Raw genomic sequence first — 26,372 nt, 5'->3', positions numbered from 1 at the left:
CGACCCTTTCCTCGTCGTTGTCGGTGTCGGCGCAAGGCACCGACCCGTCACATACTAATCGAACCACCGAGCTCGGGCGGGGACGCGCGAGCCCGGTGGCGCGCCATCATCCCTGCGGAGCTGGCTCGGCGCCGTCGTCGGCGGGGGCTTCGAACTGCGCGTTGTAGAGCGCCCAGTAGGCTCCCCGCGCGCGCAGCAGGTCGTCGTGCGTCCCCTGTTCCACGATCGCGCCGCTCTCCATGACCAGGATGAGGTCGGCATCCCGGATCGTCGAGAGGCGATGCGCGATCACGAACGAGGTCCGGTCACGGCGCAGGCGCGACATCGCACGCTGGATCAGGAGTTCGGTGCGGGTGTCGACCGACGAGGTCGCCTCGTCGAGGATCAGAATGCGCGGATCGGCGAGGAACGCCCGCGCGATCGTGACGAGCTGGCGCTCACCCACGGAGAGGTTCGTCGCCTCGTCATCCAGCACCGTGTCGTACCCGTCCGGCAGGGCATGGACGAACCGATCGACGTAGGCCGCGGAAGCCGCCGCCACGAGCTCGTCCTCGGTCGCGTCCGGCCTCCCGTACGCGATGTTCTCGCGGATGGTGCCCGCAAAGAGCCACGTGTCCTGCAGCACCATGCCGGTGCGCGCCCGCAGATCATCGCGCGTCATCCGGCGGGTGTCGAGGCCGCCATCGGGAAGCCCCGAGGCCGTATCGAGCAGGATGCCACCCTCATCCACGTCGTAGAACCGCATGACGAGGTTCACGAGCGTGGTCTTTCCCGCGCCGGTGGGCCCGACGATCGCGACGGTGCTGCCGGATGCCGCCCGCAGGCTCAGGTCGTCGATGAGAGGCGTGTCGGCGACGTAGCGGAACGAGACATCGCGGAACTCCAGCGTGCTGGCCTCGGCCGGAACCGTCTCAGCGGGCTCGGGATCGTCGGTCTGTTCGGGCTCGTCGAGCAGTTCGAACACGCGCTCGGCGCTTGCCACACCCGACTGCAGCAGGTTCGCCATGGATCCCAGCTGACTCAGCGGCTGCGTGAACTGCCGCGAGTACTGGATGAAGGCCTGAACATCACCGATCGAGAGCATGCCACCCGCGACCTGCAGACCCCCCACGACGGCGATGGCGACGTAGACGAGGTTCCCGATGAACATCATCGCCGGCATGATGATGCCGGAGAGGAACTGCGCACCGAAGCTCGCGCGATAGACCTCCTCGTTCTCGGCGGCGAAATCGGTCTCGGCCTCGCGCTGGTGGCCGAAGACCTTGACGACCGAATGACCCGAGAATGTCTCTTCGACACGGGCGTTGAGGACGCCCGTCGCGCGCCACTGGGTGACGAACAGCGCTTGCGAGCGGCGCGCGACCACGACCGTCACCACGATGGTGAGGGGAATGGTCACGAGAGCGATGACGGCCAGCAGCGGCGAGATCACGAACATCATGACCAGCACACCGATCACCGTCAGGAGAGAGATGACCACCTGCGACAGCGTCTGCTGAAGGCTCTGTCCGATGTTGTCGACGTCGTTGGTGACGCGGCTGAGCAGTTCCCCCCGCTGCACGCGGTCGAAGTACGCCAGCGGCAGGCGGTGGATCTTCTCCTCCACCTCGATGCGCAGTCGGTGCATCGCGCGCTGGACCACGCCGTTGAGGATGCGGGCCTGCAACCATCCGAAGATGCTCGCGCCGATGTAGACGGCGAGCACGAGCAGCAGGAGCTGCCCCAGGGCGGCGAAGTCGATGCCCGCGCCCGGCGCGAACGTCATCGTGGACAGCAGATCGGCCTGTTCTTGCTGACCGTTGGCAATCAGCTGGTCCATGATCTGCTGCTGCGTCGTGCCCGCCGGAGCGTCGGCGAATTGCAGCGAGACGAATCCGGCGAAGACGAGGTTCGTCCCCTCCCCCAGAAGCTTCGGGCCGACGACCGACAGGGCTACCGAGAACACCCCCAGCACGATCACGACGACAAGGCGTGCATTCTCTCGGCGCAAGTGGACCAGCAGCCGCTTGGCGCTGGCGCCGAAGTTCTGGGCCTTCTGCACGGGCATCCCGGCCCCGCGACCCATGGGGCCACCCATCGGACCGCGCGCGGGAGCGGCACCGGCTGCCGGACGAGGCGCGCTCATGCTGCCGCCTCCGCCGAGAGCTGCGAATCCACAATCTCGCGGTACGTTTCGCACGTCTCGACGAGGTCATCGTGCGTGCCGATCCCGACGATGCGCCCGTGATCGAGCACGACGATCTGATCGGCCTGCTGGATCGTCGACACCCGCTGGGCAACGACCAGCCGCGTCGCGTCGGGAAGCTCTGCATCCAGGGCCCGGCGCAGGGCGGCATCCGTTCGCAGATCGAGGGCAGAGAACGAGTCGTCGAAGACGTAGATCGGGGGGTTCTTGACCAGCGCGCGGGCGATGGCCAGTCGCTGGCGCTGCCCGCCCGAGACGTTCGTCCCGCCCTGCGCGATCGGGGCCTCGAGCCCCAGAGGGAATGCCTCGACGAACGAGCGCCCCTGGGCACGCTCCAGGGCGCGCCACAGGCTGTCGTCGTCGGCCTCGGCATCCCCGTAGCGCAGATTGGAGGCGACGGTTCCCGAGAACAGGAACGCCCGCTGCGGGACCAGCCCGATCCGCGCCCAGAGGTCGTCGGGGTCGTACGCACGCACGTCGACCCCGTCGACGCGCACCTCGCCCGCCGTCACATCGAACAGGCGCGGCACGAGACCGATCAGTGTGGACTTGCCGGAGCCTGTGGATCCGATGATCGCGGTCGTCGTCCCCGGTTCGACGGTGAACGTGATGTCGTGAAGCACAGCATCCTGCGCCCCGGGGTAGGCGAAGTCGACGTGAGAGAACTCGACCCTGCCGCGCGGGGTGGGCGCCGCGGTGGGGTCTGCGGGAGGCTCCACCGACGGCTCGGTGTCCAGCACCTCGCCGATGCGCTTCGCGCACACGGCAGCCCGCGGAATCATGACGAACATGAAGGTCGCCATCATGACGCCCATGAGGATCTGCATGATGTAGGTCAGGAAGGCGAACAGCGTCCCGATTTCGACGCCGTCGTACTGCACCTGGAACGCGCCGAACCAGATGACAGCGACGCTCGAGACATTGAGCACGAGCATGACCACCGGGAACATCAACGCCATGAGATTCCCCGCGCGAAGCCCCGTTGCCATGACATCGCGGCTCGCGACGTCGAAGCGCCGCTGTTCGTGGTCCTCGCGGACGAATGCGCGAACGACACGGATGCCGGTCAGCTGTTCCCGCATGATCTGATTGACGCGGTCGATCCGGGCCTGCATGACCGTGAACGCGGGGACCATCCGCACGACGATGAGCGAGACCAGGATCAGCAGCACCGGAACGGCCACCGCCATGAGCCATGACAGGCCGGGGTCCTGGCGGATAGCCATGATGACGCCGCCGATGGCGAGCATGGGAGCTGACACCATGAGCGTCGCCGACACCTGCACGAGCATCTGGACCTGCTGCACGTCGTTGGTGTTGCGGGTGATGAGCGAGGGGGCACCGAAGTTGCCCACCTCCCGCTGCGAGAAAGCGACCACGCGGTGGAAGACATCCGCCCGCAGGTTCTTGCCCATTCCCATCGCGAGTCGGGACCCGAAGTACACCGCGATGACAGCGCACACGACCTGCACGAGCGACACGATGAGCATGACGCCGCCCGTTGACCAGATATAGGCGATGTCACCGGTCACGACACCGTTGTCGATGATGTCGGCATTCAGGGTGGGTAGCAGCAGCGACGCGATCGACTGTGCGAGCTGAAAGACGACGACGGCGATGATCAGCGGCCACGCGGGTCGCAGGTAGCGCACCAGGAGGTTCCAGAGCACGAGGAGTTCCTTCCACCGGAAAGGGACGGTCAGCTCCCCGCGGACACGTCCTCGCTGACGCTACGCCCGGCATCCGGCGGGGAGCAAATCTCTCCCGTGCGCCGTCAGCGAACGCGCGAGCGCGCCACGGTGAACGCACAAGCGCGCCACGGTGAACGCACGGGAGGCCCCCACCGTGCGGTGGGAGCCTCCCGTGTCAGACGAGATCAGGCCTTGGGCTCTTCCGGAGCTGCCGGCGGCTCGGGGCTTGCCGGCGGCTGCGTGCTTGCCGGCGGCTGGGGCGCAGCTGCCGGGGGCGCGGCGGGAGGAGCGTAACCCGTCGGGGGCGCCGGCGGCGCTGCATACCCGGCTGCCGGGTTGGTGGCCGGGTTGGCGGGGTAGCCGCCGGCCGGAACCTGCGAGGGGATGCTCTGCCAGTTGGTACGGTCGCCGAGGAAGCCGTTGCCTGCCCACGGTGCTGCGGGGATGGCGGTGTTCCAGCGCGACTTGTCGAAGGCGGCAATACCGAGCCAGACGATCGCCAGGAAGAAGTAGAGGATGAGCCAGACGGCTTCCTTCTGCAGCTTCAGGCCCACGCGCCACGCAGCAAGCAAGGTCAGCACGAACGCTGCGAGCCCGATGAGCTGGCCGATGACGGGAATCCAGCCGAGGAGAATCGACGCGCCGAGGGCGTAGAGAAGCAGCCACGGGCTGAGGTCGCCGAGCTTGAGGAAGATCATGAAGTTGTAGATCGGCACCCACGCGCGCCACTTGCCCTGGACGCCTGCCTTGTCGAAGATCCTCATCAAGAAGAAGGACGTAAGGACATAGCCCGCGGCGGCGAAGATGATCCAGAAGAAGACGAGAAAGATCAGCAAGCCGATCGATGCGCCGTCGTTGTAATAGACGACCGACGCGCCTATGAAATCGAACATGAACGTTCCTCCCGAACGGTCAGGACTCGCACCTCGAGTTGGTGCGCGACGGGGCGTTCGCCCGTTGCGTTCATGCTAGCGATCCTTGGACGCCGCTGTCAGCAGATTCTCAGCATGAGGGCACAATGAGCGTCACGACATGGCCGTCGCGGTCCGCCTCGAACCCTGCGTCGCTGGCCCATCCCACGAACTGTGCGGCATCCGACAGGTTGGCACCGGATTCCGCGAGAGCGCGGGCGAGCCGGCCCTTCGCGTTCTTGTTGAAGTGATTGAGCGCCCGGGTTTCCCCGCTCGCATCGCGCGTCAGAACGCGCACGTAGGCGCTCCGCTCGACGGGGGCAGCCCCGAGCGCGACATAGGCCTCGGACCTCAGATCAAGCACGAACCCGTCGGCGTGACGGTCGAGCGCTGCAGCGACGGGACCGGCCCAGAGCCGCCGCAGCGAGGCGAGGCCGGGCAGACGGATGCCTGCGCCCAGCCGGTAGGACGGGATCGGGTCAAGCGCCCCGACCGGCCCAAACGGGGCGGAATGGATCAGGACGTGGTCGCCGAGCCAGCGCCTGGCCGATGCGTCAAGACTCCCAGAATCCAGAGCATCGAAGAGCACTCCCGTGTACCGGTCGAGTGCCGGCATGGTCGGCGACGTGCGCAGCGCCCGATTCACCTCGATCTCACCACGCTGGGTCCCCCGAGTTTCAACACCTTGGCCGCTGCATCCGGGTCATCGGTGAGTCGAACGAGCGCCTCGATGACCGATTCGCGGATCGGTGTCAGCTCAGCAAGCTTCAGACGGGTGGCATCCCACGGCGCACCCTCCCCGCCCGGCCGCTTCGTCTCCGATGGCGGCAGCAGGATCAGCACGAGGGAACCTCACCGAGGAAGGCAAAATCGCCGAGGGAGGACGGATGGCGGTGCATTCGTCCTACCTCGGCGATTCTTCCTGCGTCCGTGCGGCCCGGTTCAGACCGAGCGCCGAACGGATGCTGAAACTACGCGACCAGCGCGGCGTTGCCTGCCACGATCGTCACGACATCGCTCTCGATCGAGAGGAATCCGTCCTGAGCGTTCGCGACGACCTTGCTGCCGTCATCCTTCGTGATGCGCACCTGGCCTTCGGCAAGGATCGCCAGAACCGGCTCGTGCCCGGTCATGAAGCCGATCTCGCCTTCGACGGTCTTGGCGACCACGAGGGATGCCTCCCCGACCACACTTCGGCGTCGGCGGAGACGAGGCTGACGTGCAGCGGCATGATCAGCCGTTCTCCTTCTGGATCTGCGCCCAACGCTCTTCGACGTCCGAGATCCCGCCGACGTTGAAGAACGCCTGCTCGGCCACGTGGTCGAAGTCGCCCTTCACGATCGCGTCGAACGACTCGATCGTCTCCTTGATCGGGACCGTGGAGCCCTCGACGCCGGTGAACTTCTTCGCCATGTACGTGTTCTGCGAGAGGAACTGCTGGATGCGGCGTGCGCGCGAGACGACGACCTTGTCCTCTTCGGAGAGCTCATCGACACCGAGGATCGCGATGATCTCCTGGAGTTCCTGGTTCTTCTGCAGGATCTGCTTGACGGCCGTTGCCACGCGGTAGTGGTCCTCACCGACGTAGCGGGGGTCCAGGATGCGGCTGGTCGAGGTGAGCGGGTCCACCGCGGGGTACAGACCGCGCGACGCGATCGCACGCGAAAGCTCGGTGGTCGCATCCAAGTGCGCGAAGGTCGTCGCCGGTGCCGGGTCGGTGTAGTCGTCGGCGGGGACGTAGATCGCCTGGAGGGAGGTGATCGAGTGACCACGCGTCGAGGTGATGCGCTCCTGGAGCACACCCATCTCGTCGGCGAGGTTCGGCTGGTAGCCCACCGCGGAGGGCATGCGACCCAGCAGCGTCGAGACCTCGGAGCCGGCCTGCGTGAAGCGGAAGATGTTGTCGATGAACAGCAGCACGTCCTGCTTCTGCACGTCGCGGAAGTACTCCGCCATCGTCAGCGCCGACAGCGCGACGCGAAGACGCGTCCCCGGCGGCTCGTCCATCTGGCCGAACACGAGGGCGGTCTTGTCGAAGACGCCGGCCTCTTCCATCTCGTGGATGAGGTCGTTTCCTTCACGGGTACGCTCACCGACACCGGCAAACACCGACACGCCACCGTGATCCTGCGCGACACGCTGGATCATCTCCTGGATGAGGACGGTCTTGCCGACACCGGCACCGCCGAACAGACCGATCTTTCCACCCTGCACATAGGGGGTCAGCAGGTCGATGACCTTGATGCCGGTCTCGAACATCTGCGTCTTGGACTCGAGCTGGTCGAAGGCCGGCGCCTTGCGGTGGATGCCCCACCGCTCGGTGATCTCGATCTTCTCGCCCGGCTCGGCGTTGAGAACGTCACCGGTGACGTTGAACACGTGACCCTTGGTCACATCGCCCACGGGCACCGAGATCGGGCCGCCGGTGTCGTGCACTTCCTGGCCGCGGACGACGCCGTCGGTGGGCTTGAGCGCGATGGCACGGATGAGGTCGTCACCCAGGTGCTGCGCGACCTCGAGGGTCAGCTCGCTGGACTCGCCCTCGATCGTGATCGTGGTGGTCAGCGCGTTGTAGATGTCGGGGATCGAGTCATGCGGGAACTCGATGTCGACGACGGGGCCGGTGACGCGCGCGACGCGGCCGACGACCGCGGTCTTCTCGGCGGTTGCGGTGGGAGTCATGGTCATTCTCTTTCGTGTCAGGTCTACTTGCCCGACGCCAGAGCGTCGGCACCGCCGACGATCTCGGCGATCTGCTGCGTGATCTCAGCCTGTCGCGCGTTATTGCGCAGGCGCGTGTAGTCGGTGATGAGCTTGTCGGCGTTGTCGCTCGCGGACTTCATGGCCTTCTGCGTCGCGGCGTGCTTGGCGGCCGAGGACTGCAGGAGGGCGTTGAAGACGCGGCTCTGGATGTACACCGGCAACAGCTGATTGAGCACCGTTTCGGCATCCGGCTCGAACTCGTAGAGCGGGTAGACCTGAGCGGATGCCGTCTCCTCAGCCTCGACGACCTCGAGCGGGAGCAGGCGGACCCGCTCAGGGCTCTGGGTCATCATGCTCACGAAGCGGTTGTACACGAGGTGGATCTCATCGACGCCGCCCTCGTCACCGCCGCGGTCGTACGAATCCAGCAGGGTAGCTGCGATCTCCTCAGCCGTGTGGAAGTGCGGGGTGTCGGTGTCGCCCGTCCACTGCGCGGCGCTGGCCATCTTGCGGAACTGGAAGTATCCGACGGCCTTGCGCCCGACGAGGTAGAACACCGGCTCCTTGCCCTGCTCACGAAGTAGCTGCGCCAGCTCGAGTCCCTCGCGGAGGATCTGCGAGTTGAACGCGCCCGCGAGCCCGCGGTCGGAGGCGAAGATCACCACGGCTGAGCGCCGGATGACCTCGCGTTCCGTCGTGAGCGGGTGATCCACGTTCGAGTGCGTGGCAACCGCCGAGACCGCGCGCGTAACAGCGCGAGCGAACGGTGCGGATGCCCGCACGCGCCCCATCGCCTTCTGAATGCGCGAAGCCGCGATGAGTTCCATCGCCTTCGTGATCTTCTTGGTCGTCTGGGCAGAAGAGATCTTCTGCTTGTAGACCCGGAGTTGTGCGCCCATGGTTTATCGCCCTCGCGCGCCCTTAGTGGCGACCCTTGACGATCTTCTCCTGGTTGACGTCTTCTGCCTCAGCGGCGCCGACCTCTTCGTGACCGGGCTTGGAGATCGCCTGCCCCTTGCCGGAGCGGAACTCCAGCACGAAGTCGTCGACGACCTTCTCGAGCTCGGCGGCGGTGTCGTCATCCAGCACGTTGGTCTCGCGAAGACGGTCGAGGATCGTCGTGTTGCGACGCAGGAAGTCCAGCAGCTCGCGCTCGAACGGCAGCACGTCCTCGACCTCGATCGTGTCGAGCTTGCCGTTGGTGCCGGCCCAGATCGAGACGACCTGCTCCTCCACCGGGTACGGCGAGTACTGCGGCTGCTTGAGCAGCTCGGTCAGGCGCGCACCGCGGGCGAGCTGGCGACGGGATGCCGCATCCAGGTCGCTCGCGAACATCGCGAACGCCTCGAGCGAACGGTACTGGGCAAGCTCCAGCTTGAGCGTTCCCGAGACCTTCTTGATGGACTTCACCTGCGCGTCACCACCGACACGCGAGACCGAGATACCCACATCGACCGCGGGACGCTGGTTCGCGTTGAACAGGTCGGACTGCAGGAAGATCTGGCCGTCGGTGATCGAGATCACGTTGGTCGGGATGTACGCCGACACGTCGTTGGCCTTGGTCTCGATGATGGGAAGACCCGTCATCGATCCGGCACCCAGCTCGTCGCTCAGCTTCGCGCAACGCTCGAGCAGACGCGAGTGCAGGTAGAAGACGTCACCCGGGTAGGCCTCACGGCCCGGCGGGCGGCGCAGCAGCAGCGACACGGCACGGTAGGCCTCGGCCTGCTTGGACAGGTCGTCGAAGATGATCAGGACGTGCTTGCCGCCGTACATCCAGTGCTGGCCGATCGCCGAACCGGTGTAGGGCGCGAGGTACTTGAAGCCCGCGGGGTCGGATGCGGGGGCCGCGACGATCGTCGTGTACTCCATGGCACCGGCGTCCTCGAGCGCACCCTTGACGGAGGCGATCGTCGAGCCCTTCTGACCGATCGCGACGTAGATGCACCGCACCTGCTTGGTCGGGTCACCCGAAGCCCAGTTGTCCTTCTGGTTGATGATCGTGTCGATTGCGATCGCCGTCTTACCCGTCTGGCGGTCGCCGATGATCAGCTGGCGCTGGCCGCGGCCGATCGGGATCATGGCGTCGATCGCCTTGATGCCGGTCTGCATGGGCTCGTGAACGCTCTTACGCTGCATGACGCCGGGCGCCTGCAGTTCGAGGGCGCGACGCCCTTCGGTGACGACCTCGCCGAGGCCGTCGATCGGGTTGCCGAGCGGGTCGACAACGCGGCCGAGGTAGCCGTCGCCGACAGGCACGGAGAGAACCTCACCGGTGCGCCTGACCTGCTGTCCGGCCATGATGCCGGAGAAGTCGCCGAGAACGACGACACCGATCTCGTGCTCATCGAGGTTCAGGGCCAAGCCCGCGGTGCCGTCGGCGAAGGTCACCAGCTCGTTGGCCATGACGCCGGGGAGACCCTCGACATGGGCGATGCCGTCGGCGGCGTCGATGACGGTGCCGACCTCGTTGGCCGCTGCCCCGGAGGGCTCGTAGGCCGCGACGAAGTCTTTCAGCGCGTCACGGATGACGTCGGGGCTGATGGAGAGTTCTGCCATGGTCTTCCTTCGTTGGTGTTCTTCGCGGGATCCGTGCGTCGGACCCGAAGTCTGCGCCTGTCGGCGGTGTCGTTAGCCGGCTAGTCGCTGACGTAGGTCGGCGAGCCGGGAGGAAACACTCATATCGATGACATCATCGGCGATCTGCACGCGCAGGCCACCCACGACTGTCGGGTCGATGACGGTGTTCAGGGAGATCTTGGTGCCGTAGCGACGGCTGAGCAGGTCGGTCAGGCGTGCCGCCTGTTCCGCGCTCAGCGGGGCAGCTGCGGTGACCGTCGCGACGGCGCGGCCACGCTCGTCGGCAACGACGCGCACGGCACGCGACAGGAGCTGACGCACCCGACGCTCCCGGGGCTGCTGCACGAGGGATGACGCGACGAGGACTGTCGCCTCGCTCGCGCGGCCCGTCAGCAGCGTCGCGACCAGGTCGCCCTTCGCCGAGGCGTCACCGAGGCGGCTCCCCAGTGCGAGTTCGAGCTCCGGGTTCGCCGCTACCGTGCGGGAGAACTCGAACAGCTCGGATTCGACGTCAGCATCCGACGCGATCGTTGCCGCGCGGACGGCGAGTTCTTCGATGCCGTCGATGAGATCGGACGCCGAGGACCACCGCTGCTGCACGGCGTTGCTGAGCAAGCCGACGGTCGTCGGTGTCATCGAGGGTCCGAAGACATCGGTGATCACCTTCGTCCGGGCAACGGGCGCCGCGGCGGAGTCAGCGAGTGCCCCACTCAGGTGCGTGGTCTCGCTGAGCTCCCGCGCGGCGACGAAGAGCTCGCGGGCGACGGTCAGGTCGACGCCACGAGCCGCAGCCAGCGCCGCGGTCGTTTCCGCGAGCGCCTGATTCGTCGCGCTGCCCATTACTTCGCCGCCGTCTCGGATGCCTCGAGGTCGGCGAGGAAGCGGTCGACCACGGCCTTGGCCTTGGCGTCATCCGACAGCGTCTCGCCGATCACGCCGCCGGCGAGATCGAGTGCAAGGGTGCCTACTTCGCCGCGGAGCGACACGAACGCAGTCTGCCGTTCGGCGTCGATCTGCGCGTGCGCCGCGGCGGTGAGGCGCGCGGCTTCGGTCGATGCGTTCTCCTTGGCCTCGGCGACGATCTTCTTGCCGTCCTCGCGGGCGGCGTCGCGGATCTCACCGGCCTCGCGGCGGGCGTCCGCCAGCTGCGCGGTGTATTCCTCGAGGGCGGCCTCAGCCTTGCGCTGGGCCTCGTCGGCCTTGGCGATGTTGCCTTCGATCGCCGCGGAACGCTCGTCGAGAAGCTTCTTCATCCGCGGCAGGGCGTACACCCAGAACAGGACGAGGATGACGATGAAACACACGCCCGACCAGATGATGTCGTACCACGCCGGGATGAGGGGGTTTTTCGTAGCCCCCTCTTCGGCGGCATACGTGACAAGAGCGGTCAGCATCCTGTCTCCTTAAGGCTGGGTGAGGCGGATTAGACGAAGATGAAGCCGGCGGCGATGCCGATGAACGCCAGCGCCTCGGTGAAGGCGATACCGATCCACATCAGCACCTGCAGGCGGCCGGCAAGCTCGGGCTGGCGAGCGACGCCCTCGATCGTCTTGCCGACGACGATGCCCACGCCGATCGCCGGGCCGATGGCGGCGAGGCCGTAACCCATCGTCGCGACGTTGCCGGTGACCTGGGCGAGAACCGTAGTTGCGTCCACGGATTTTTCCTTTCGGTTGAGGGCGGCTTTCGGGCCGACCCGCTTAGTGCTCTTCCGCCACCGCGAGCTGGATGTAGACCGCGGTGAGGAGGGCGAAGACGTATGCCTGGAGGACGGCCACCAGGATTTCGAAGAGAGTGAAGACGAATCCGAAGGCGAGGCTGCCCGCTGCCAGAGCCGACCACCAGCCACCGAGGTCGAAGAGGAAGAACTGCGTCGCCGCGAAGAAGAGGACGAGCAGCAGGTGGCCGACCATCATGTTCATGAGGAGTCGGAGGGTCAGCGTCACGGGACGGATGATGAACGTCGAAATCAGCTCGATCGGCGTCACGATGATGTAGATCGGCCACGGCACGCCCGAGGGGAAGAGCGAGTTCTTGAAGAAGTTCTTCGGGCTCTTACGGATACCGGCGTAGATGAACGTGATGTAGCTGATGATCGCGAGGACCAGCGGAACGCCGATGACGCTCGTGCCGGCGATGTTCATGAACGGGATGATTCCCGTGATGTTCATGAACAGGATCATGAAGAACATCGTCGTGAGGATCGGGAGGAACCGCTGCCCGTCCTTCTTGCCCAGCAGGTCCTCGGCGATGTTCACACGCACGAAGTCCAGGCCCATCTCGACCAGGCTCTGGAAGCGGCCCGGGACGACCCGCATGCGGCGTGTGCCGAGCCAGAAGATCAGGACGATCGCGATCGTCGCGATGAACTGGATCAGGGTGATTCGCGTGACCGAGAGGGCTTCGATCCCGAACAGGTTGAAGAGTGGTTCCGGGAAGAACTCATCGACAGACGGTCCGTGGAATCCCCCGCCGTCTTCGGCAGTGGACACAATTAGGCTCGCAGCTTGAGTAAACAGCGCTGGCTCCAGCTTCGGGGCACCGGGGATAAGCCGTTGCGACGATGGGCGATGAGTTGGCGATCCCGGCAGCGCTCGTCAGGCGAACGGGCGGGCGCAAGACCACATTAGCAAACCCGGAGAGGTCCCGGCGCCGCGTCACTCCCTTACGGGGGTGTCATCGGGGTCCGTCGTGGGCAAAGTGGTGTCGCTCGCATACGGCAACCGCATCCGGGTGAGCACGATGACATCCACCGCCAAAGACGCCAGGACGCCCGCGACGATCGCGATGAAGAACACCATCTCGTTGACCCAGGGCTGGCCGCGAACCACGAACAGCACGACGAGGAACACGACGAACTTCAGCAGCCAGCCCCCCAGCACGATTCCGAAGAAGATCGGCACGTACAGGTCGGTGCCGAACCATCGGTTGGCGATGAGGATGCTGACGCTCGTGATTCCGAGGAACACCGCCGCGAGCAACACACCGAGCAAAGCGCTCCACAGTCCTGACTCGTCGGCGACGAGATAGCCGACGACGGCACCGACGACGGCGAGCGCGCCGGTCACGATCGCCGACCAGATCACTGTCGTTCGCAGGATCGGGGTGCTGGACACGGTACTCACGAGGCCTCCTGGGCGGTTGTGACGGGCGCGCGGCGGCGCTCGGGGGCATGAGGGTGACGACGAGGCAGGCGATCACGCCGAGGGCGCCGAAGCCGACGCCGATGAGGTACTCCCCGGCCAGTCGGACGCGGTTCCGATGTACATCAGCAGCATCGCCAGACCGATGATCGCCGTCCAGGCGTAGAAGATCAGCACGGCAGTCCGATCGCTGTGGCCCATGTCGAGCATCCGGTGGTGCAGGTGTTTGCGGTCGGGCGAGAACGGGGACTTTCCTGCGCTGACCCGCCGGATGATCGCAAGCCCGAAGTCCAACAGCGGGAGCAGCACGATCGTGATCGGCAGCAGGATCGGGATGAAAGCACCGAGCAGCTGCGACCTGCCGAAGTTGTCGGGGTCCAGTTGCGAAGGTGTGATCTGCCCGGTGATCGCGATCGCCGAAACGGCCATCAGCAGTCCCAGCATGAGAGCTCCACTGTCGCCCATGAACAGCTTCGCCGGCGTCCAGTTCAGCGGTAGGAATCCGATACACGCTCCGATGAGCGCGGCCGCGATGAAGGACGCGAGGTTGAAGTAGGTGGTCGCCCCGGCATCGCGCACCAAGAGGTACGAATACGCGAAGAAGACCCCGTTGGCGATGAGGGCGACACCGGCGACGAGGCCGTCGAGGCCGTCGATGAAGTTGACGGCATTCATGACGACCACGATCGAGAGCACCGTGAGCACGAAGCTCATCCAGCTGGAGCCGACGGTGAGACCTCCGATCGGCAGCGAGAGGATCTGCAGCTTGCCGAACCAGGCGATGATCCCCGCCGCGGCGAACTGAGCGCCGAGCTTGATCATCCAGTCGAGGTCCCAGATGTCATCGGCAACGCCGACGAGCACGATCAGTGTCGTCGCGCCGAGGATGGCCCACACTGCCGCGGGATCTGCCCAGAAGATCGAGAAGAACGGATGCTGCGAGGACGCCAGGAATGCGGCGACGATGCCGACATACATCGCGATGCCACCCAGGCGCGGTGTGGGCGTCTTGTGGACATCGCGTTCCCGGATGCCGGGGTAGAGCTTGTAGCGCATGCTCAGCTGCCACACCGCCCACGCCAGCACCAGGGTGATGGTCGCGGTCAGGATGACGACGAACAGGTACTGCTTCACGCGGATCCGGTGTCGTCGGCGTCCGCCTCGACGGGCTCCGCCGGCGGGTCCTCGAGCAGATCGCCGATCACCTCGCGGATCTCGTCGGCGCTGACGGCGCCCACACGCAGGATGCGAGCGGAGCCGGGCTCGCGACGAGCAAGTCCCGTGGCATCGAGGATCGTGGAGGGAACGCCGGTGGCGACGGGCCCCGAATCCAGGTAGACCTCGATGCGATCGCCGAGCATCTGGTGAGCGCTCAGGATGTCGATCGCTGCGGCTTCTCCGGTCAGGTTCGCGCTGGATACCGCGAGTGGACCGGTCTCTTCGATGAGCTCGAGAGCGATGCGGTGATCGGGCATACGCACGGCAACCGTGCCGCGGGTCTCCCCCAGATCCCACGTCAGCGAGGGCTGGGCCGGCAACACAATCGTGAGCCCCCGGGCCAGAAGCGGTCGATGAGCCGCTCGACGGGTTCCGGCAGCTCGGCCACGAGCGCGCGCACCATCGTCACGCCCGCGACCAGCACGGGCGGCGGCGATTGGCGGGTGCGGCCCTTGGCATCCAGCAGCCGCTGCACGGCAGCGGTGTTGAAGGCGTCGGCGGCGACACCGTAAACGGTGTCGGTGGGGAGGACGACGAGGGCACCCCGGCCGATTGCCTGGCGTGCCTGTCGCATGCCGGGCAAGAGCTGGGCGTCGTCGCGGCAGTCGAAGACGTCGGACATGGCCTGCCCAGTCTACGGAAGCGGCGAGCAGTTGCGGGAAGCGGCTGGCTGTTACGGATGCAGCGCTGTCGTGACCCGGTCGCGACGTGTGAGATCCATGTGGGTGGCCGGCGCCCGCCATCCGGCTGCCGCCAGCAGCTCCCGGATCGCCGGGCCCTGATGCTCGCCGTGCTCGATAGCCACGAGGCCCCGGGGTGCGCGAGGCGCAGCGCCGTCGCACTGACCTCGCGGACGACATCCAGGCCATCGGTCCCGCCGTACAGAGCCGTCGGCGGATCGAACCAGCGCACCTCCGGGTCACGCGGCACTGCAGCATCCGGAACATAGGGCGGATTGCTGACGACGACAGACACCGTGCCGTCGAGCTCGGGGAAGGCGCGAGCCAGATCGATGAAAGCGAGCGTCGCGTTGTCGGCACCGACGTGGGCGAAGTTCTCCTTGGCCCACACGAAGGCGTCGACGACGTTCTCAGCGGCGAAAACGCGCGCGTGCGGAGCCTCCGTCGCAAGGGCCAGGGCGATCGCGCCTGATCCGGTCCCGAGATCGATCGCGATCGGAGAGGGCGATGCTGCTGCCAGGAGCGCGTCCAGGGCGATCTGCACGAGTGTCTCGGTCTCGGGCCGGGGTACGAACACACCCGGGCCCACGCGCAGCTCAAGATGGCGAAACGGTGCAGTCCCGGTGATGTGCTGCAGCGGCTCCCGGGTCGCCCGTCGCGCCACGAGATCGCGGTAGCGGGCCACGGATGCCGGTTCAATCGCGTCACCGCGCAGCGCAGCGGCCTGAAGCTCGCCGCGACCCACCTCGAGCGCGTGCGCGAGCAGCAGCTCGGCATCCACGCGGGCATCGGGGATGCCGGCCGCGGTGAGAGTGTCGGCCGCTGCGGCGATGGACCCGGCGAGCGTGTCGCGGGGATGCGTGTCGTCGGGGGCGCTGTGAGCAGGCATAGGCGCCCCAAGCCTAGGACCCCGGGACGTTCTTCGTCACAATCGGGCCCGTGCCGGTGAGGCTCGCCTAGGCTAAATGGTCGTCACCCACGTCGCCCGAAAGGCCCCGCAATGACCGGTATCCACAACGACATCACGAGCGCGTTCGGCAACACTCCCCTCGTCCGGTTGAACCGTGTCGCCGAGGGCGTCGACGGAACCGTGCTGGCAAAGCTCGAGTTCTACAACCCCGCCTCCAGCGTCAAGGACCGCCTTGGCATCGCCATCGTGGATGCCGCCGAGGCATCCGGCGAACTGCCCCCGGGCGGAACGATTGTCGAGGCCACCAGCGGCAACACCGGGATCGCGCTGGCCATGGTGGGTGCGGCACGCGGGTACCGCGTCATCCTCGCCATGCCCTCCTCGATGTCGACCGAGCGCAAGCTCCTCCTGAAGGGCTACGGCGCCGAGCTCGTCCTGACCGACCCGGCCCAGGGCATGAAGGGCGCTGTCGCGAAGGCCGAGGAGATCGCCGCTGCCACCCCCGGCGCGGTCCTGGCCAAGCAGTTCGCCAACGAAGCCAACCCGGCCATCCACCGCAAGACGACCGCCGAAGAGATCCTGCGCGACACCGACGGCAAGGTCGACTACTTCGTTGCCGGCATCGGTACCGGAGGAACCATCACGGGCGTCGGTCAGGTACTCAAGGAGCGCGTGCCGGGCGTGAAGGTCGTCGCCGTCGAGCCCAAGGATTCGCCGCTGCTGACCGAGGGTCACCCCGGCCCCCACAAGATCCAGGGCATCGGACCCAACTTCATCCCCGAGATCCTCGACCAGGATGTCATCGACGAGGTCATCGACGTCGAGTTCGACGACGCGATCGCCACCGCCCGTGCCGTCGGCACCCAGGACGGGATCCTCGTGGGCATTTCCAGCGGTGCGGCAGTCTGGGCAGCCCTGCAGGTCGCCGCACGGCCCGAGGCTGCCGGCAAGAACATCGTGGTGGTCATCCCCTCCAACGGCGAGCGCTATCTCTCAACGGCGCTGTTCGAGCACCTGCGCGAGGACTGACGGTGGGAGTCCGACACGTCGTCGGCCGCATCCGTGAAGACATCGCGGCGGCGAAGCTGCGCGACCCCGCGGCACGGAGCGGCCTGGAGATCGCGGTGCTCTACTCGGGATTGCACGCGATCTGGGCTCACCGCGTCGACCACTGGCTGTGGACTCACAACGCGCGATTCCTCGCGCGAGCGGGGTCGCAGCTGGCGCGCTGGCTCACCGGCATCGAGATCCACCCGGGGGCACAGATCGGCCGCCGGTTCTTCATAGACCACGGCATGGGCGTCGTCATCGGCGAAACCGTCGAAATCGGCGACGACGTGCTGCTCTACCACCAGGTCACCCTGGGTGGGCGTCAGCGCGAGGGCGGCAAGCGACACCCGACGATCGGCGACGAGGTAGCCGTCGGCGCCGGTGCGAAGATTCTGGGCCCGATCACGATCGGCGCCCGCTCCGTCGTCGGCGCAAACGCCGTCGTCACCCGCGACGCACCCGACCACAGTGTCCTGACCGGCATCCCGGCCAAGGCCCGCAGACGCAAGGATGGCATGGATACCCGCGCCATCCTGACGATGCCCGACTACCAGATCTGAGCATGCCTGGTCGCGGAGCCACGGGCTTCGCCGCAACGGAGCCCCGACCTTCGCAGAATCGTGCGAACGTCGCAGGATGCCGCGACAATCGTGCGAACCTCGCGTGATCCTGCGATCCCTACGAAGAGGGTTATCTAGGAGGCTGGACTCGGGCTGGTTGGCTTCGAGGCTGGGAGCGTCCTCTCGAATCGACGCAGGGCGAACACGGTGAGCAGCGAGAGCACTCCGACGATGGCGGCGGTGACCACCATGGTCGTGACGAAAGCGACCTCGTAGGATGCGGCAGCCCCCTGGAGCAGCGCTGTCCCGTTGTCTCCGGAGGGAACCGTGCCGTTCTGCGCATATGCGTAGATCGCGTCGAGCGCCTCACCGTAGCGGGCCGGGGTGACTCCGGCATCCTTGAGCCGATGGATGACGCCCTCACGCGTGATCGCGTCGACAAGGATCATGCTTCCCGAGAGCCCCACGGCGTAGCCGAACTGCCCGATCGTCGTTCGCGACGACGTCACCGCGCCGAACTGCGCCGGCGGAGCCAGCCGCAGCACGAGGGCGCCGTAGGGCACGAGACCGCTCATCCCGAAGCCGATCAGCAGCATGCCCGGCAGGAAGAACCAGAATTCGTGCGAGATCAGGATGAGGGCAAAAGCGAGGAAGCCTAGGACCGACGCTCCCCCGCTGATCACGATCGCGGTCGCGGGCGAGAGACCCGCACTGAGCCTGCGGCCGATGTAGATCGAGGCGGCAACCGAAATGACGGTGACCGGGAGCTGCCCCAAGGACACCTCGACGGTGGAAAAGCCGTAGACGTACTGCCAGATGTTGGCGAGTTGCAGGATGCCGACAGCCTGCGCGAAGTTGAAGGCGATTCCCATGCCGACTGCGGCAAGAAACCCGGGGTTGCGGAACAACTCGATGGGGAAGAACGGGTGGGCGCCGCGTTTCTCGACGATGACGAACAGCACCAGCAGCACGAGTCCTGCCAGCAGCGGGGCCCACGTGAGCGGTGAGGTCATGCCTGCACCGGCATGCGAAATTCCGTACAGGACGCCGACGATGCCGAGCCCGAGCACGACCTGGCCGGCAACGTCCGCGGGGCCCCTGGCGCTCCGGGGTTGCCGCGGCAAAACCGCGAGCACGGCCGGGATGGAGATAAGCGTCACCACCGGGACCACGATGAACGCGAGCCGCCAGTCGACGGACGCCAGCGACCCGCCGATGAAGCTGACGACGATCATCGACACCGCGTTGCACGCAGCGAACGAGCCCATCGCCGCGGCGATCTTGCCCTGCGGAACGACCGCCCGGATGTAGGCGAAGGACGCGCCGTACACGGCGCCGAGTCCGACGCCGGCCAATGCCCGCCCGGTGAGGAACAGCGCGGGATCGACGGCGACAGCAACGATCAGATCTCCCAGCGCCGACAGCGCCAGAGCAAGCACCAGGAGGAGCCGCCTGCCGATACGGTCGGCGAGCAGGCCCGTGGTGATCACCGTCGCCGCCAGCATCAGGGTCGAAATGCTGGCCGCGATCGCCTGCAGTCCCGCATCCATCTGGAGCGCCCTCGCCGACTCGACGAGAGCGGTGCTGGCAATCGTCGGGTCGGCTGTCTGAATGCCGCCCATGATCCCCAGGAGGGGCACAGCGAGAGCGGTCGCCTTTCTCGCTGCTGCGCCCGGCGCTGCTCCCGACGCAGCGGCGGACCCGGTCACGATGCCGTCGCCGCGGGGAGGTGGCAGCAGGCTGGCACCCCGTACGTGCGCAGCTGCGCGAACGCGGCGTCGTCGACCTGGTGGGATGCCGCTGCGAACTCCCCGAGGTCGACGCGAGAGCCGCCGAGCCAGGTGCCGAGCACTCCGATGGCGCCGATCTTGTCGGGGACGACAGCGTAAGGATCCGCGTCGAGTTCGACGAAGTCCGCGAACTTGCCGACCTCGATGGAGCCGATCTCGTGCTCGCGTCCCAGGGCGAACGCGGCGTTGACGGTATGGGCTCGCAGGGCCTCATCGACAGTTGCGGCTTGTTCGGGGGCATGCAGGGTGCCCGACGCGCACCGGCGGGTGACAGCTGCCTGCATGTTCAGCAGCGGCGTGGGCGGCGTGACGGAGCCGTCGTTGTGGAACGAGACCGGAAGCCCCGCATCGAAGGCGTCTCGGAATCGCTGCCACGAACCGCCCACCGCCGGTTCGAACATGCCCCCATCGAGCAGGTCTCCCCAGTAGTAGAACTGGAAGGGACCCATCGACGGCACGGCGCCGATGGAGGCCATGCGGGGAAACTGGTCGGCGCGCGCACCGCCGATGTGCTCGATGCGCCAGCGATGGTCACTGTCGATCAGGTTGTGGCGGCCGAGCACCGTCGTAAAGGCATCCAGCACGATGTCGATCGCGATATCGCCGTTGGCGTGGAAGGCCATCTGCCACCCCTCGCCGACGTGCGCCTCCAGCAGGGCGTCGAGTTGGTCGCGGGTGTAGTTCATCATCTTCTCGCCGGGGATGCCGGGCGCGATCCCCGCGGCGCGGGTGACGTCGGTGTCGAGGTAGGGCGAGCTCATCGCCACATTGCCAACCCACGGCGACCCGTCGGCCCAGAGCTTGATGCCCTGCTTACGGAGCATGTCCTCGGGAACGGCCGAGGTGAACGGCTCTCCACAGTCAGCCTCGGTCGACATGTGGTACAGCGAGATGCGCAGCGGGCTGTTCGGAAGCGAGGCGAGGGTTTCGTACGCGGATTTCAGCTCGGTCTTGTAGGTGTGCTCCGAGGTCGAGGTAATCCCCGCCGATGACAGGAGCACGTAGTACTCGACGGCGCCCTGCAGCGGATGCGGCCCCGTGGCGATCGCCTCAAGAACGGGGGCTGCCTGCGCCATCGCCGCGGGGATCTCGGTGGCCACACCGTTGAGGGATCCGTCGGCGTTGCGGCCGAAAAACCCGCCGACCGGGTCCGTGGGCGGGTTCTTCACCCAACCGAGGTGCTCGAGCACCGCGGTTGTCACATAGGAGGTGTGACCCGAGTTTCCGAAAACCATGACCATGCGGTCCCCGAAGATCGCATCGAGCTCGGGAGCGGTCGGGTCGGCGTGCTGCTGGAGGAGCCCGTCGAAGCCGAAGAACGCGAGCGGCTGGTCGACCGGAGTTTCGGCGATGGCCGTCCGGAAGGCTGCGACGACGTCATCCCACGTGGGGGCGAACCACGGCGCGATCCAGTAGGCGGGCGGCATCGTCGCCATGCCGCTGAGAACCGGGTGCGAGTGCGGCTCGACGAATCCGGGCAACAGCGCGGCTGCGCCGGTGTCGTGCCTGGTCGCACCCGGCAGCGCCTTCTGACAGTCGGCCACGGTGCCCACCGCCACGATCCGTCCCTGCGAGACGGCGACAGCTTCGGCGCGGGTACGCTCCGGGTCCATCGTGATGATGGTGCCGGCGGTGATGATGACGTCCATGTCTCTCACCCTTGATCGGCGACCCGTGGCGGCGTCGCGCCTCACTTCTCGGAGCGGCGCTCCTCGACCTTGTTCTTGATGAAGATCATCGGCAACAGCCAGGTAGCAAGCGCGGTCACGAGCCACACGATGACCGGCGCGAGGATCCAGGTGAGCACGAACGGCTCTCCGATACTCACGCCGCTGGCCGGAATCACCACGACGATGACCAGCGCGACGAGCGTCGAGATGATGCCGATGCCGCCCAGCAGTGCCGGGGCGTTGCGCTTGGCGACTGTCGCGATCCACGGCGAGAGAAGGCTCTGGAGCACCGCGAAGATCAGGACGGCCAGCACGAAGCCCCACCAGTCAATACGGAAGCCCGGCAGCAGCAGGTCGGCGGCAATCAGTCCGACGGCGGCGGAGAGGACGAAGATCAGCGCGCGGATGAGGAACATGACCACGCCCCGACAGTAGCGTGTCCGTCCCCGCCGCGACAGGGCGCCGTGCTGAACCACTCGACAAACGCCGTGAGCGCACGACAGGCAACACGAACCGTCGGCCTGGCCATCCTGGCGAGATAGCGCGCTCAGTCGGTGTCGGCTCCGAGAGCCGCGAGCCGCTCCTCCTCGTCGGCGGCGATGCATGACGCGATGATCGGTTCGAGCGCGCCGTCCATGACCTGGTCGAGGTTGTAGGCCTTGTAGCCAGTTCGGTGATCGGCGATGCGGTTCTCGGGGAAGTTGTAGGTGCGGATACGCTCCGAGCGATCCATTCCGCGGATCTGCGAGCGCCGGGCATCGGATGCCGCGGCGTCTCGCTCTTCCTGCTGCTTTGCCAGCAGTCGGGCGCGCAGCACCCGCATCCCAGCCTCGCGGTTCTGCAGCTGCGACTTCTCGTTCTGCATCGACACCACGATCCCCGTCGGCAGGTGCGTGATCCGCACGGCGGAGTCGGTCGTGTTCACCGACTGCCCGCCGGGACCGGACGAGCGGAACACATCGATCTTGAGGTCGTTCTGCTCGATGTGGATCTCTTCGGGCTCATCGACCTCGGGGAACACCAGGACGCCCGTCGTCGACGTGTGGATCCGCCCCTGCGACTCGGTAGCCGGAACGCGCTGCACACGGTGGACGCCTCCCTCGTACTTCAGGTGGGCCCACACCCCCTGCGCAGGATCACTCGATGAACCCTTGATGGCGACCTGGACGTCTTTGAACCCGCCGAGGTCCGACTCGTTGCGCTCGAGCATCTCGGTCTTCCACCCCTTCGAGGCGGCGTACTGCAGGTACATGCGCAGCAGGTCTGCAGCGAAGAGGGCGCTTTCTGCCCCGCCCTCGCCCTGCTTGATCTCCATGATCACGTCGCGCGCATCATCCGGATCACGCGGGATCAGCAGACGACGCAGTCGTTCCTGGGTCTCCGCGAGGCGCTCCTCGAGAGCCGGCACCTCTTCAGCGAAGGCCTCATCTTCGCGCGCGAGATCACGAGCAGCAGTGAGGTCATCGGATGCCGCGACCCACGCGTCATGGGCCGCGACGATCCGACTCAACTCGGCGTAGCGCCTGTTCACCCGCTTGGCGCGGGCGGGATCTGCGTGAACCGCCGGATCGGACAGTTCGATCTGCACCTCGCGGTGCTCGTCGATCAGCGTACGGACGGAGTCGAACATCGCCGGCTCTGCCATCTCCATGCCGCCGGTCAGCGGATGCTGTTCTCGTGACCGTGTCCGCCTGCGCCGTGGCCGTTGGAGGTCGGCGCCGGAATCGACTTCTGCATCTGCACGAGGAACTCGACGTTGGACTGGGTCTCTTTGAGCTTTCCGAGCACGACCTCGAGCGCCTGCTGCGGGTCCAGGCCAGCCAGAGCGCGACGCAGCTTCCAGGTGATCTTGACCTCGTCCGGCGAGAGCAGCATCTCTTCACGACGTGTGCTCGAGGCGTTGACGTCGACGGCCGGGAAGATGCGCTTGTCGGCGAGCTGACGGTTCAGACGCAGTTCGCTGTTGCCGGTGCCCTTGAACTCCTCGAAGATCACCTCGTCCATCTTGGACCCGGTCTCGACAAGTGCCGTGGCAAGAATCGTGAGCGATCCGCCGTTCTCGATGTTGCGGGCAGCACCGAAGAATCGCTTCGGCGGGTAGAGCGCTGAGGCGTCGACGCCACCGGTGAGCACGCGGCCCGAGGTCGGGGCGGAGATGTTGTAGGCGCGCCCGAGACGGGTGATCGAATCCAGCAGCACGACGACGTCGCGGCCGAGCTCGACGAGGCGCTTGGCGCGCTCGATGGCGAGCTCCGCGACCGTCGTGTGGTCCTCGGCGGGACGATCGAAGGTCGAGGCGATGACCTCGCCCTTGACGGTGCGCTGCATGTCGGTGACCTCTTCGGGTCGCTCGTCGACGAGCACGACCATGAGGTGGACCTCGGGGTTGTTGGTCGCAATCGCGTTCGCGATCTGCTGCAGCACGATCGTCTTGCCCGCCTTGGGGGGCGCGACGATCAGGCCGCGCTGGCCCTTGCCGATCGGGGCGACCAGGTCGATGATCCGCTGCGTGAGCTTCTCCGGAGCCGTCTCCAGGCGCAGGCGCTCCTGGGGGTACAGCGGCGTGAGCTTGCTGAACTCGACGCGGGTCGCGGCGTCGTCAACAGACAGGCCGTTGACGGCATCCACCTTGACGAGCGCGTTGTATTTCTGGCGGCCAGTCTGTTCGCCCTCGCGCGGCTGCTTGATGGCACCGACGACCGCGTCGCCCTTGCGCAGGTTGTACTTCTTGACCTGACCGAGCGAGACGTACACGTCGCTCTGACCGGGCAAGTACCCGGTCGTGCGAACGAAAGCGTAGTTGTCGAGCACGTCGAGAATGCCGGCGATGGGGATCAGGACATCGTCCTCGCCGACCTCGGGCTCGAACTCGTCGTTCTGATTGGGGCCGCGACGCTTGTTACGCTGCCGGCCCCGACCGCCGGTCGAGCCGCCCTCGTCGTCGCCGCTCGTGGACGCGGACTGGTCGGCACCACCGGAGGCGCCCGCATTTCCGTTGCCGGCGTTGCCGTTGCCTGCGTTGCCACTGCCACTGTTGCCGGACGCGCGGTTGCGGCTCCGGCTGCGGTTGCGACTGCGGCCGCGGTTCGGCGTGGATTCCTCGCCCGAATCGTCGGCGGACTCGGAACTCGACGACGAGTCGTCGGTCTTTGCGGCCTCGGCGGGCTTGTCGCTGTCAGCAGCCTTGTCGGTGCCGGCAGCCGTGTCAGTGCCAGCAGCCTCGTCGGTGCCAGCAGCCGTGTCATTGTCGGATGCCTTGCGGCGGCCTGCGGACTTGCCGCGGCCAGCGGGCTTGTCGCTGCTGGCAGCCGTGTTCGTGTCGGCAGCCTCGTCCGTGGATTCCTCGGCCTTCGGCTCGGCCGGCGTCTCTGCGGCGGGCTGGTCGGCGGGAATGTCAGTGCTCTTGGCTCGGCGAGGAGCCCGCTTGCGGACAGGCTTGGTGGGCGCTTCGGCGGCCTTCTCCTCGGCGGGGGCGGCTTCGGCGGGGGCTTCGGCCGGCGCGGCAGGCTCGCGCTGCTCGGCGGAGGTCGATTCTGCGCTCTCAGCGCCCGCAGCCGCGTCAGTGGTGACGGTCTCTGCCTCGGCGGCCTCAGGGGCTTGAGTACCGACCTCGGCGGTGTCGGCGGTCGACGGCTCCGCTGCCTCGGCTTCGGCCTCGGCCGATGTATCGGCCTCTGCAGCCGGAGCTTCGGCCGGGGCCTCGACACCGGCGTCCGCTGCCTCGGGGGCCTCCGCGTCAGCGGTCTCGGTCTGAGTGGCGGCCTCGGCGGCCGCGGGGGCGGTCTGATCGACGGCGTCGCTCTCGGACGCGTCAGTGTGGACCTCGGAGATGGACTCCACGAGTACTCCCTTGTGTACCTAATGTGCGGTAAATCGAATGATGTGCGGATCCGCACGGATGAAGAAGCCGCCGCGACGGGCTCGACGTGCTGAGCGGGACTCAGCGTCTCGGGCTCATCTGCCTCTCCTCGATTCCTTCCGGGCAGGGATGCCCGGAGTCGGGAGTTCGAGGGAATTGCGGAGGCTTCGCAGATATGCGGCGGGGGCCAGATTCACGAGTTACGTGGAACCCCCCGCGTGCTCCTTCACTGTACCACCTGCGTCCGCGACGCACGTCCAGCGCACCCAACTTCGAACGGTGGGCCGCGTGATGACTCCTGCCGAGAAGCTCGGGCACCGGGCACGAGCGAACCGAGTTCACACCGCGATCGGTCCGGCGTGGCAGGCGTCCTGCTCGTGCGGATGGGAAGGTCGCCGGTACTACACGAAGGGCGCGAGCGAAACCGCGCGAGCGGAGCGCTGGTCCCACGAGATCAGCGTCGAAGATGGCCTAGTCGCCTCAGCGCGCACGTAAAGGCACACACGTCACCAGCATGCCCGAACGCGGTCACATCCGTTCGGATAGATTCTCAGCCCCGACACTCAACGGCGAGTGCCGGGGCGAAATACGCGGAACGGCAGGTGCACCATGGACGGACTACTCGACCAATTCATCGACTACCTCCACCGTCGACGACGCGCACCCGTAACCATCCGCAAACGCCGCGCCGTCATCGCCCGACTCCTCACCGAAATCGACCCGTACACAGTCACACTGTTCGAGCTCGACGAGTGGGTCCATACCCACTGGACTGCAGACGAATCCCTCAACGCCGCCGTATCCGGGCTCCGCGGATTCTTCCGGTGGATGCACGCCTCCGGCCGACGCTCCGACAACCCAGCCGCCGAACTCGAAACCGTCACCGTTGAACGTCGACCCGCACGGATCGCCACCGACACCGACATCCTCGCCGGCATCGCGAACGCCGACCCGGAAACCGAAATGATGATCCGCCTCGCCGCCGAATGCGGGCTCCGACGGCACGAAGTCGCGAAAGTCCACACCGACGACATCGAAGCCGGAGCATGGCTGCACGTCATCGGCAAAGGCGGCAAGCACCGGGTCGTGCACCTCACCCCCGAGATTCAACACCTCATCCAACGCGCACCAGCGGGATACCTGTTCCCAGGAGGAACGGACGGGCACCTGCACCCCAACACCGTCTACGAACACATCCGCCGCGCTGTCGGCGCAAACCCCCACTCCCTCAGACACCGGGCCGGGACCGTCGTCTACGAGGGCACCGGACACGACCTCCGCGTCGCACAAGAGTTCCTCGGCCACTCCTCCCCCGAGATGACCGCACGCTACGTGCACGTCACACGACCCGACCTGCTGCGCGCATCGGAAGCATCGCGCCTTGCGGCGTAGACGAGCGCACCGCCAGCCCGGTACGATCCG

General features: G+C 66.7%; 21 protein-coding genes and 4 pseudogenes. 3 read left to right on the top strand and 22 right to left on the bottom strand.

What is annotated here, in order from left to right:
- Positions 1-106: 106 nt before the first annotated feature.
- The 17 genes and pseudogenes from IT882_RS04560 to prmC all read right to left on the bottom strand — a co-directional run bounded on the left by IT882_RS04560 (position 107) and on the right by prmC (position 16,000).
- Positions 107-2,125, bottom strand: coding sequence for an ABC transporter ATP-binding protein (locus tag IT882_RS04560; protein ID WP_195693355.1), 2,019 nt, complete (start codon positions 2,123-2,125; stop codon positions 107-109).
- Positions 2,122-3,855 carry an ABC transporter ATP-binding protein gene (locus tag IT882_RS04555; protein WP_195693354.1) on the bottom strand — a complete coding sequence of 578 codons (1,734 nt, stop codon included), beginning with the start codon at positions 3,853-3,855 and terminating at the stop codon, positions 2,122-2,124. Before IT882_RS04555 ends, IT882_RS04560 begins: the two co-directional genes overlap by 4 nt.
- Positions 3,856-4,061: 206 nt before the next feature.
- Positions 4,062-4,769: a DUF5684 domain-containing protein gene (locus tag IT882_RS04550; protein ID WP_195693353.1), complete on the bottom strand. Its 708-nt coding sequence runs from the start codon at positions 4,767-4,769 to the stop codon at positions 4,062-4,064.
- A gap of 109 nt (positions 4,770-4,878) precedes the next feature.
- Positions 4,879-5,403, bottom strand: coding sequence for a YaaA family protein (locus tag IT882_RS04545; protein ID WP_324253922.1), 525 nt, complete (start codon positions 5,401-5,403; stop codon positions 4,879-4,881).
- Between the two features lie 26 nt (positions 5,404-5,429).
- On the bottom strand, positions 5,430-5,630 hold the full coding sequence (locus IT882_RS17035; RefSeq protein ID WP_324253921.1) for a hypothetical protein: 201 nt from the start codon (positions 5,628-5,630) through the stop codon (positions 5,430-5,432).
- Between the two features lie 128 nt (positions 5,631-5,758).
- Positions 5,759-6,018: pseudogene (locus IT882_RS04540) on the bottom strand (F0F1 ATP synthase subunit epsilon).
- Between the two features lie 2 nt (positions 6,019-6,020).
- On the bottom strand, positions 6,021-7,469 hold the full coding sequence (gene atpD / locus IT882_RS04535; protein ID WP_195693352.1) for a F0F1 ATP synthase subunit beta: 1,449 nt from the start codon (positions 7,467-7,469) through the stop codon (positions 6,021-6,023).
- Positions 7,470-7,492: 23 nt separating this feature from the next.
- Positions 7,493-8,389, bottom strand: a complete 897-nt coding sequence (locus tag IT882_RS04530; RefSeq protein WP_195693351.1) for a F0F1 ATP synthase subunit gamma — start codon at positions 8,387-8,389, stop codon at positions 7,493-7,495.
- A gap of 22 nt (positions 8,390-8,411) precedes the next feature.
- Positions 8,412-10,049: a F0F1 ATP synthase subunit alpha gene (gene atpA / locus IT882_RS04525; protein WP_195693350.1), complete on the bottom strand. Its 1,638-nt coding sequence runs from the start codon at positions 10,047-10,049 to the stop codon at positions 8,412-8,414.
- Positions 10,050-10,121: 72 nt separating this feature from the next.
- On the bottom strand, positions 10,122-10,910 hold the full coding sequence (locus tag IT882_RS04520) for a F0F1 ATP synthase subunit delta (RefSeq protein ID WP_195693349.1): 789 nt from the start codon (positions 10,908-10,910) through the stop codon (positions 10,122-10,124).
- The gene (locus IT882_RS04515; RefSeq protein ID WP_195693348.1) at positions 10,910-11,464 is read right to left on the bottom strand and encodes a F0F1 ATP synthase subunit B; all 555 of its coding nucleotides are present in this window, start codon (positions 11,462-11,464) and stop codon (positions 10,910-10,912) included. Before IT882_RS04515 ends, IT882_RS04520 begins: the two co-directional genes overlap by 1 nt.
- Before the next feature lie 29 nt (positions 11,465-11,493).
- Positions 11,494-11,727 carry an ATP synthase F0 subunit C gene (gene atpE, locus IT882_RS04510; RefSeq protein WP_324253920.1) on the bottom strand — a complete coding sequence of 78 codons (234 nt, stop codon included), beginning with the start codon at positions 11,725-11,727 and terminating at the stop codon, positions 11,494-11,496.
- Between the two features lie 43 nt (positions 11,728-11,770).
- Positions 11,771-12,562, bottom strand: a complete 792-nt coding sequence (atpB, locus tag IT882_RS04505) for a F0F1 ATP synthase subunit A (protein ID WP_229382306.1) — start codon at positions 12,560-12,562, stop codon at positions 11,771-11,773.
- Positions 12,563-12,727: 165 nt separating this feature from the next.
- The gene (locus tag IT882_RS16325; RefSeq protein WP_229382445.1) at positions 12,728-13,195 is read right to left on the bottom strand and encodes a hypothetical protein; all 468 of its coding nucleotides are present in this window, start codon (positions 13,193-13,195) and stop codon (positions 12,728-12,730) included.
- A gap of 4 nt (positions 13,196-13,199) precedes the next feature.
- Positions 13,200-14,347, bottom strand: a pseudogene (locus tag IT882_RS04500) (MraY family glycosyltransferase); the annotation flags it as partial.
- Positions 14,344-15,053: pseudogene (locus IT882_RS04495) on the bottom strand (L-threonylcarbamoyladenylate synthase). The pseudogenes IT882_RS04500 and IT882_RS04495, both read right to left, overlap by 4 nt.
- 51 nt (positions 15,054-15,104) lie before the next feature.
- Positions 15,105-16,000 (bottom strand): annotated as a pseudogene (gene prmC, locus IT882_RS04490) (peptide chain release factor N(5)-glutamine methyltransferase).
- 111 nt (positions 16,001-16,111) lie between these two features.
- On the opposite strand from prmC, the gene cysK reads away from it, so the two are divergent.
- On the top strand, positions 16,112-17,050 hold the full coding sequence (gene cysK, locus IT882_RS04485; protein ID WP_195693347.1) for a cysteine synthase A: 939 nt from the start codon (positions 16,112-16,114) through the stop codon (positions 17,048-17,050).
- Between the two features lie 2 nt (positions 17,051-17,052).
- Positions 17,053-17,631 (top strand): serine O-acetyltransferase EpsC, encoded by a 579-nt coding sequence (gene epsC / locus IT882_RS04480; protein ID WP_229382305.1) that lies wholly within the window; start codon positions 17,053-17,055, stop codon positions 17,629-17,631.
- 134 nt (positions 17,632-17,765) lie between these two features.
- Here the strand turns inward: epsC and IT882_RS04475 are convergent, their stop codons facing one another.
- From IT882_RS04475 to rho, 5 genes are all read right to left on the bottom strand, one after another.
- Positions 17,766-19,340: an MFS transporter gene (locus tag IT882_RS04475; RefSeq protein WP_195693346.1), complete on the bottom strand. Its 1,575-nt coding sequence runs from the start codon at positions 19,338-19,340 to the stop codon at positions 17,766-17,768.
- Positions 19,337-21,070 (bottom strand): amidohydrolase, encoded by a 1,734-nt coding sequence (locus tag IT882_RS04470; RefSeq protein ID WP_195693345.1) that lies wholly within the window; start codon positions 21,068-21,070, stop codon positions 19,337-19,339. The genes IT882_RS04475 and IT882_RS04470 overlap by 4 nt, the downstream gene beginning before the upstream one ends.
- A 41-nt stretch (positions 21,071-21,111) precedes the next feature.
- On the bottom strand, positions 21,112-21,507 hold the full coding sequence (locus IT882_RS04465) for a hypothetical protein (protein WP_324253957.1): 396 nt from the start codon (positions 21,505-21,507) through the stop codon (positions 21,112-21,114).
- A 131-nt stretch (positions 21,508-21,638) separates the two neighbouring features.
- A complete protein-coding gene (gene prfA / locus IT882_RS04460; RefSeq protein WP_195694087.1) occupies positions 21,639-22,721 on the bottom strand; it encodes a peptide chain release factor 1 in 1,083 nt (360 codons plus the stop codon).
- A 29-nt stretch (positions 22,722-22,750) separates the two neighbouring features.
- Positions 22,751-24,931, bottom strand: coding sequence for a transcription termination factor Rho (gene rho, locus IT882_RS04455; RefSeq protein ID WP_195693343.1), 2,181 nt, complete (start codon positions 24,929-24,931; stop codon positions 22,751-22,753).
- Between the two features lie 628 nt (positions 24,932-25,559).
- On the opposite strand from rho, the gene IT882_RS04450 reads away from it, so the two are divergent.
- Positions 25,560-26,342, top strand: coding sequence for a tyrosine-type recombinase/integrase (locus IT882_RS04450; RefSeq protein WP_195693342.1), 783 nt, complete (start codon positions 25,560-25,562; stop codon positions 26,340-26,342).
- The last annotated feature ends 30 nt before the right edge of the window (positions 26,343-26,372 follow it).

Source organism: Microbacterium schleiferi (assembly GCF_015565955.1).
Classification (GTDB): domain Bacteria; phylum Actinomycetota; class Actinomycetes; order Actinomycetales; family Microbacteriaceae; genus Microbacterium; species Microbacterium schleiferi_A.
Note: the sequence above shows the minus strand (reverse complement) of the source record. Positions and strands in the feature narration are given on the sequence as shown.

Coding starts and splice junctions, on each gene's coding strand:
- IT882_RS04530 (WP_195693351.1), bottom strand. CDS start 8,389: ATGGGCGCACAACTCCGGGTCTACAAGCAGAAGATCTCTTCTGCCCAG.
- IT882_RS04545 (WP_324253922.1), bottom strand. CDS start 5,403: ATGCCGGCACTCGACCGGTACACGGGAGTGCTCTTCGATGCTCTGGAT.
- IT882_RS04515 (WP_195693348.1), bottom strand. CDS start 11,464: ATGCTGACCGCTCTTGTCACGTATGCCGCCGAAGAGGGGGCTACGAAA.
- IT882_RS04470 (WP_195693345.1), bottom strand. CDS start 21,070: ATGGACGTCATCATCACCGCCGGCACCATCATCACGATGGACCCGGAG.
- atpA (WP_195693350.1), bottom strand. CDS start 10,049: ATGGCAGAACTCTCCATCAGCCCCGACGTCATCCGTGACGCGCTGAAA.
- IT882_RS04465 (WP_324253957.1), bottom strand. CDS start 21,507: ATGTTCCTCATCCGCGCGCTGATCTTCGTCCTCTCCGCCGCCGTCGGA.
- IT882_RS04550 (WP_195693353.1), bottom strand. CDS start 4,769: ATGTTCGATTTCATAGGCGCGTCGGTCGTCTATTACAACGACGGCGCA.
- IT882_RS04560 (WP_195693355.1), bottom strand. CDS start 2,125: ATGAGCGCGCCTCGTCCGGCAGCCGGTGCCGCTCCCGCGCGCGGTCCG.
- cysK (WP_195693347.1), top strand. CDS start 16,112: ATGACCGGTATCCACAACGACATCACGAGCGCGTTCGGCAACACTCCC.
- IT882_RS04450 (WP_195693342.1), top strand. CDS start 25,560: ATGGACGGACTACTCGACCAATTCATCGACTACCTCCACCGTCGACGA.
- atpD (WP_195693352.1), bottom strand. CDS start 7,469: ATGACTCCCACCGCAACCGCCGAGAAGACCGCGGTCGTCGGCCGCGTC.
- IT882_RS04520 (WP_195693349.1), bottom strand. CDS start 10,910: ATGGGCAGCGCGACGAATCAGGCGCTCGCGGAAACGACCGCGGCGCTG.
- prfA (WP_195694087.1), bottom strand. CDS start 22,721: ATGTTCGACTCCGTCCGTACGCTGATCGACGAGCACCGCGAGGTGCAG.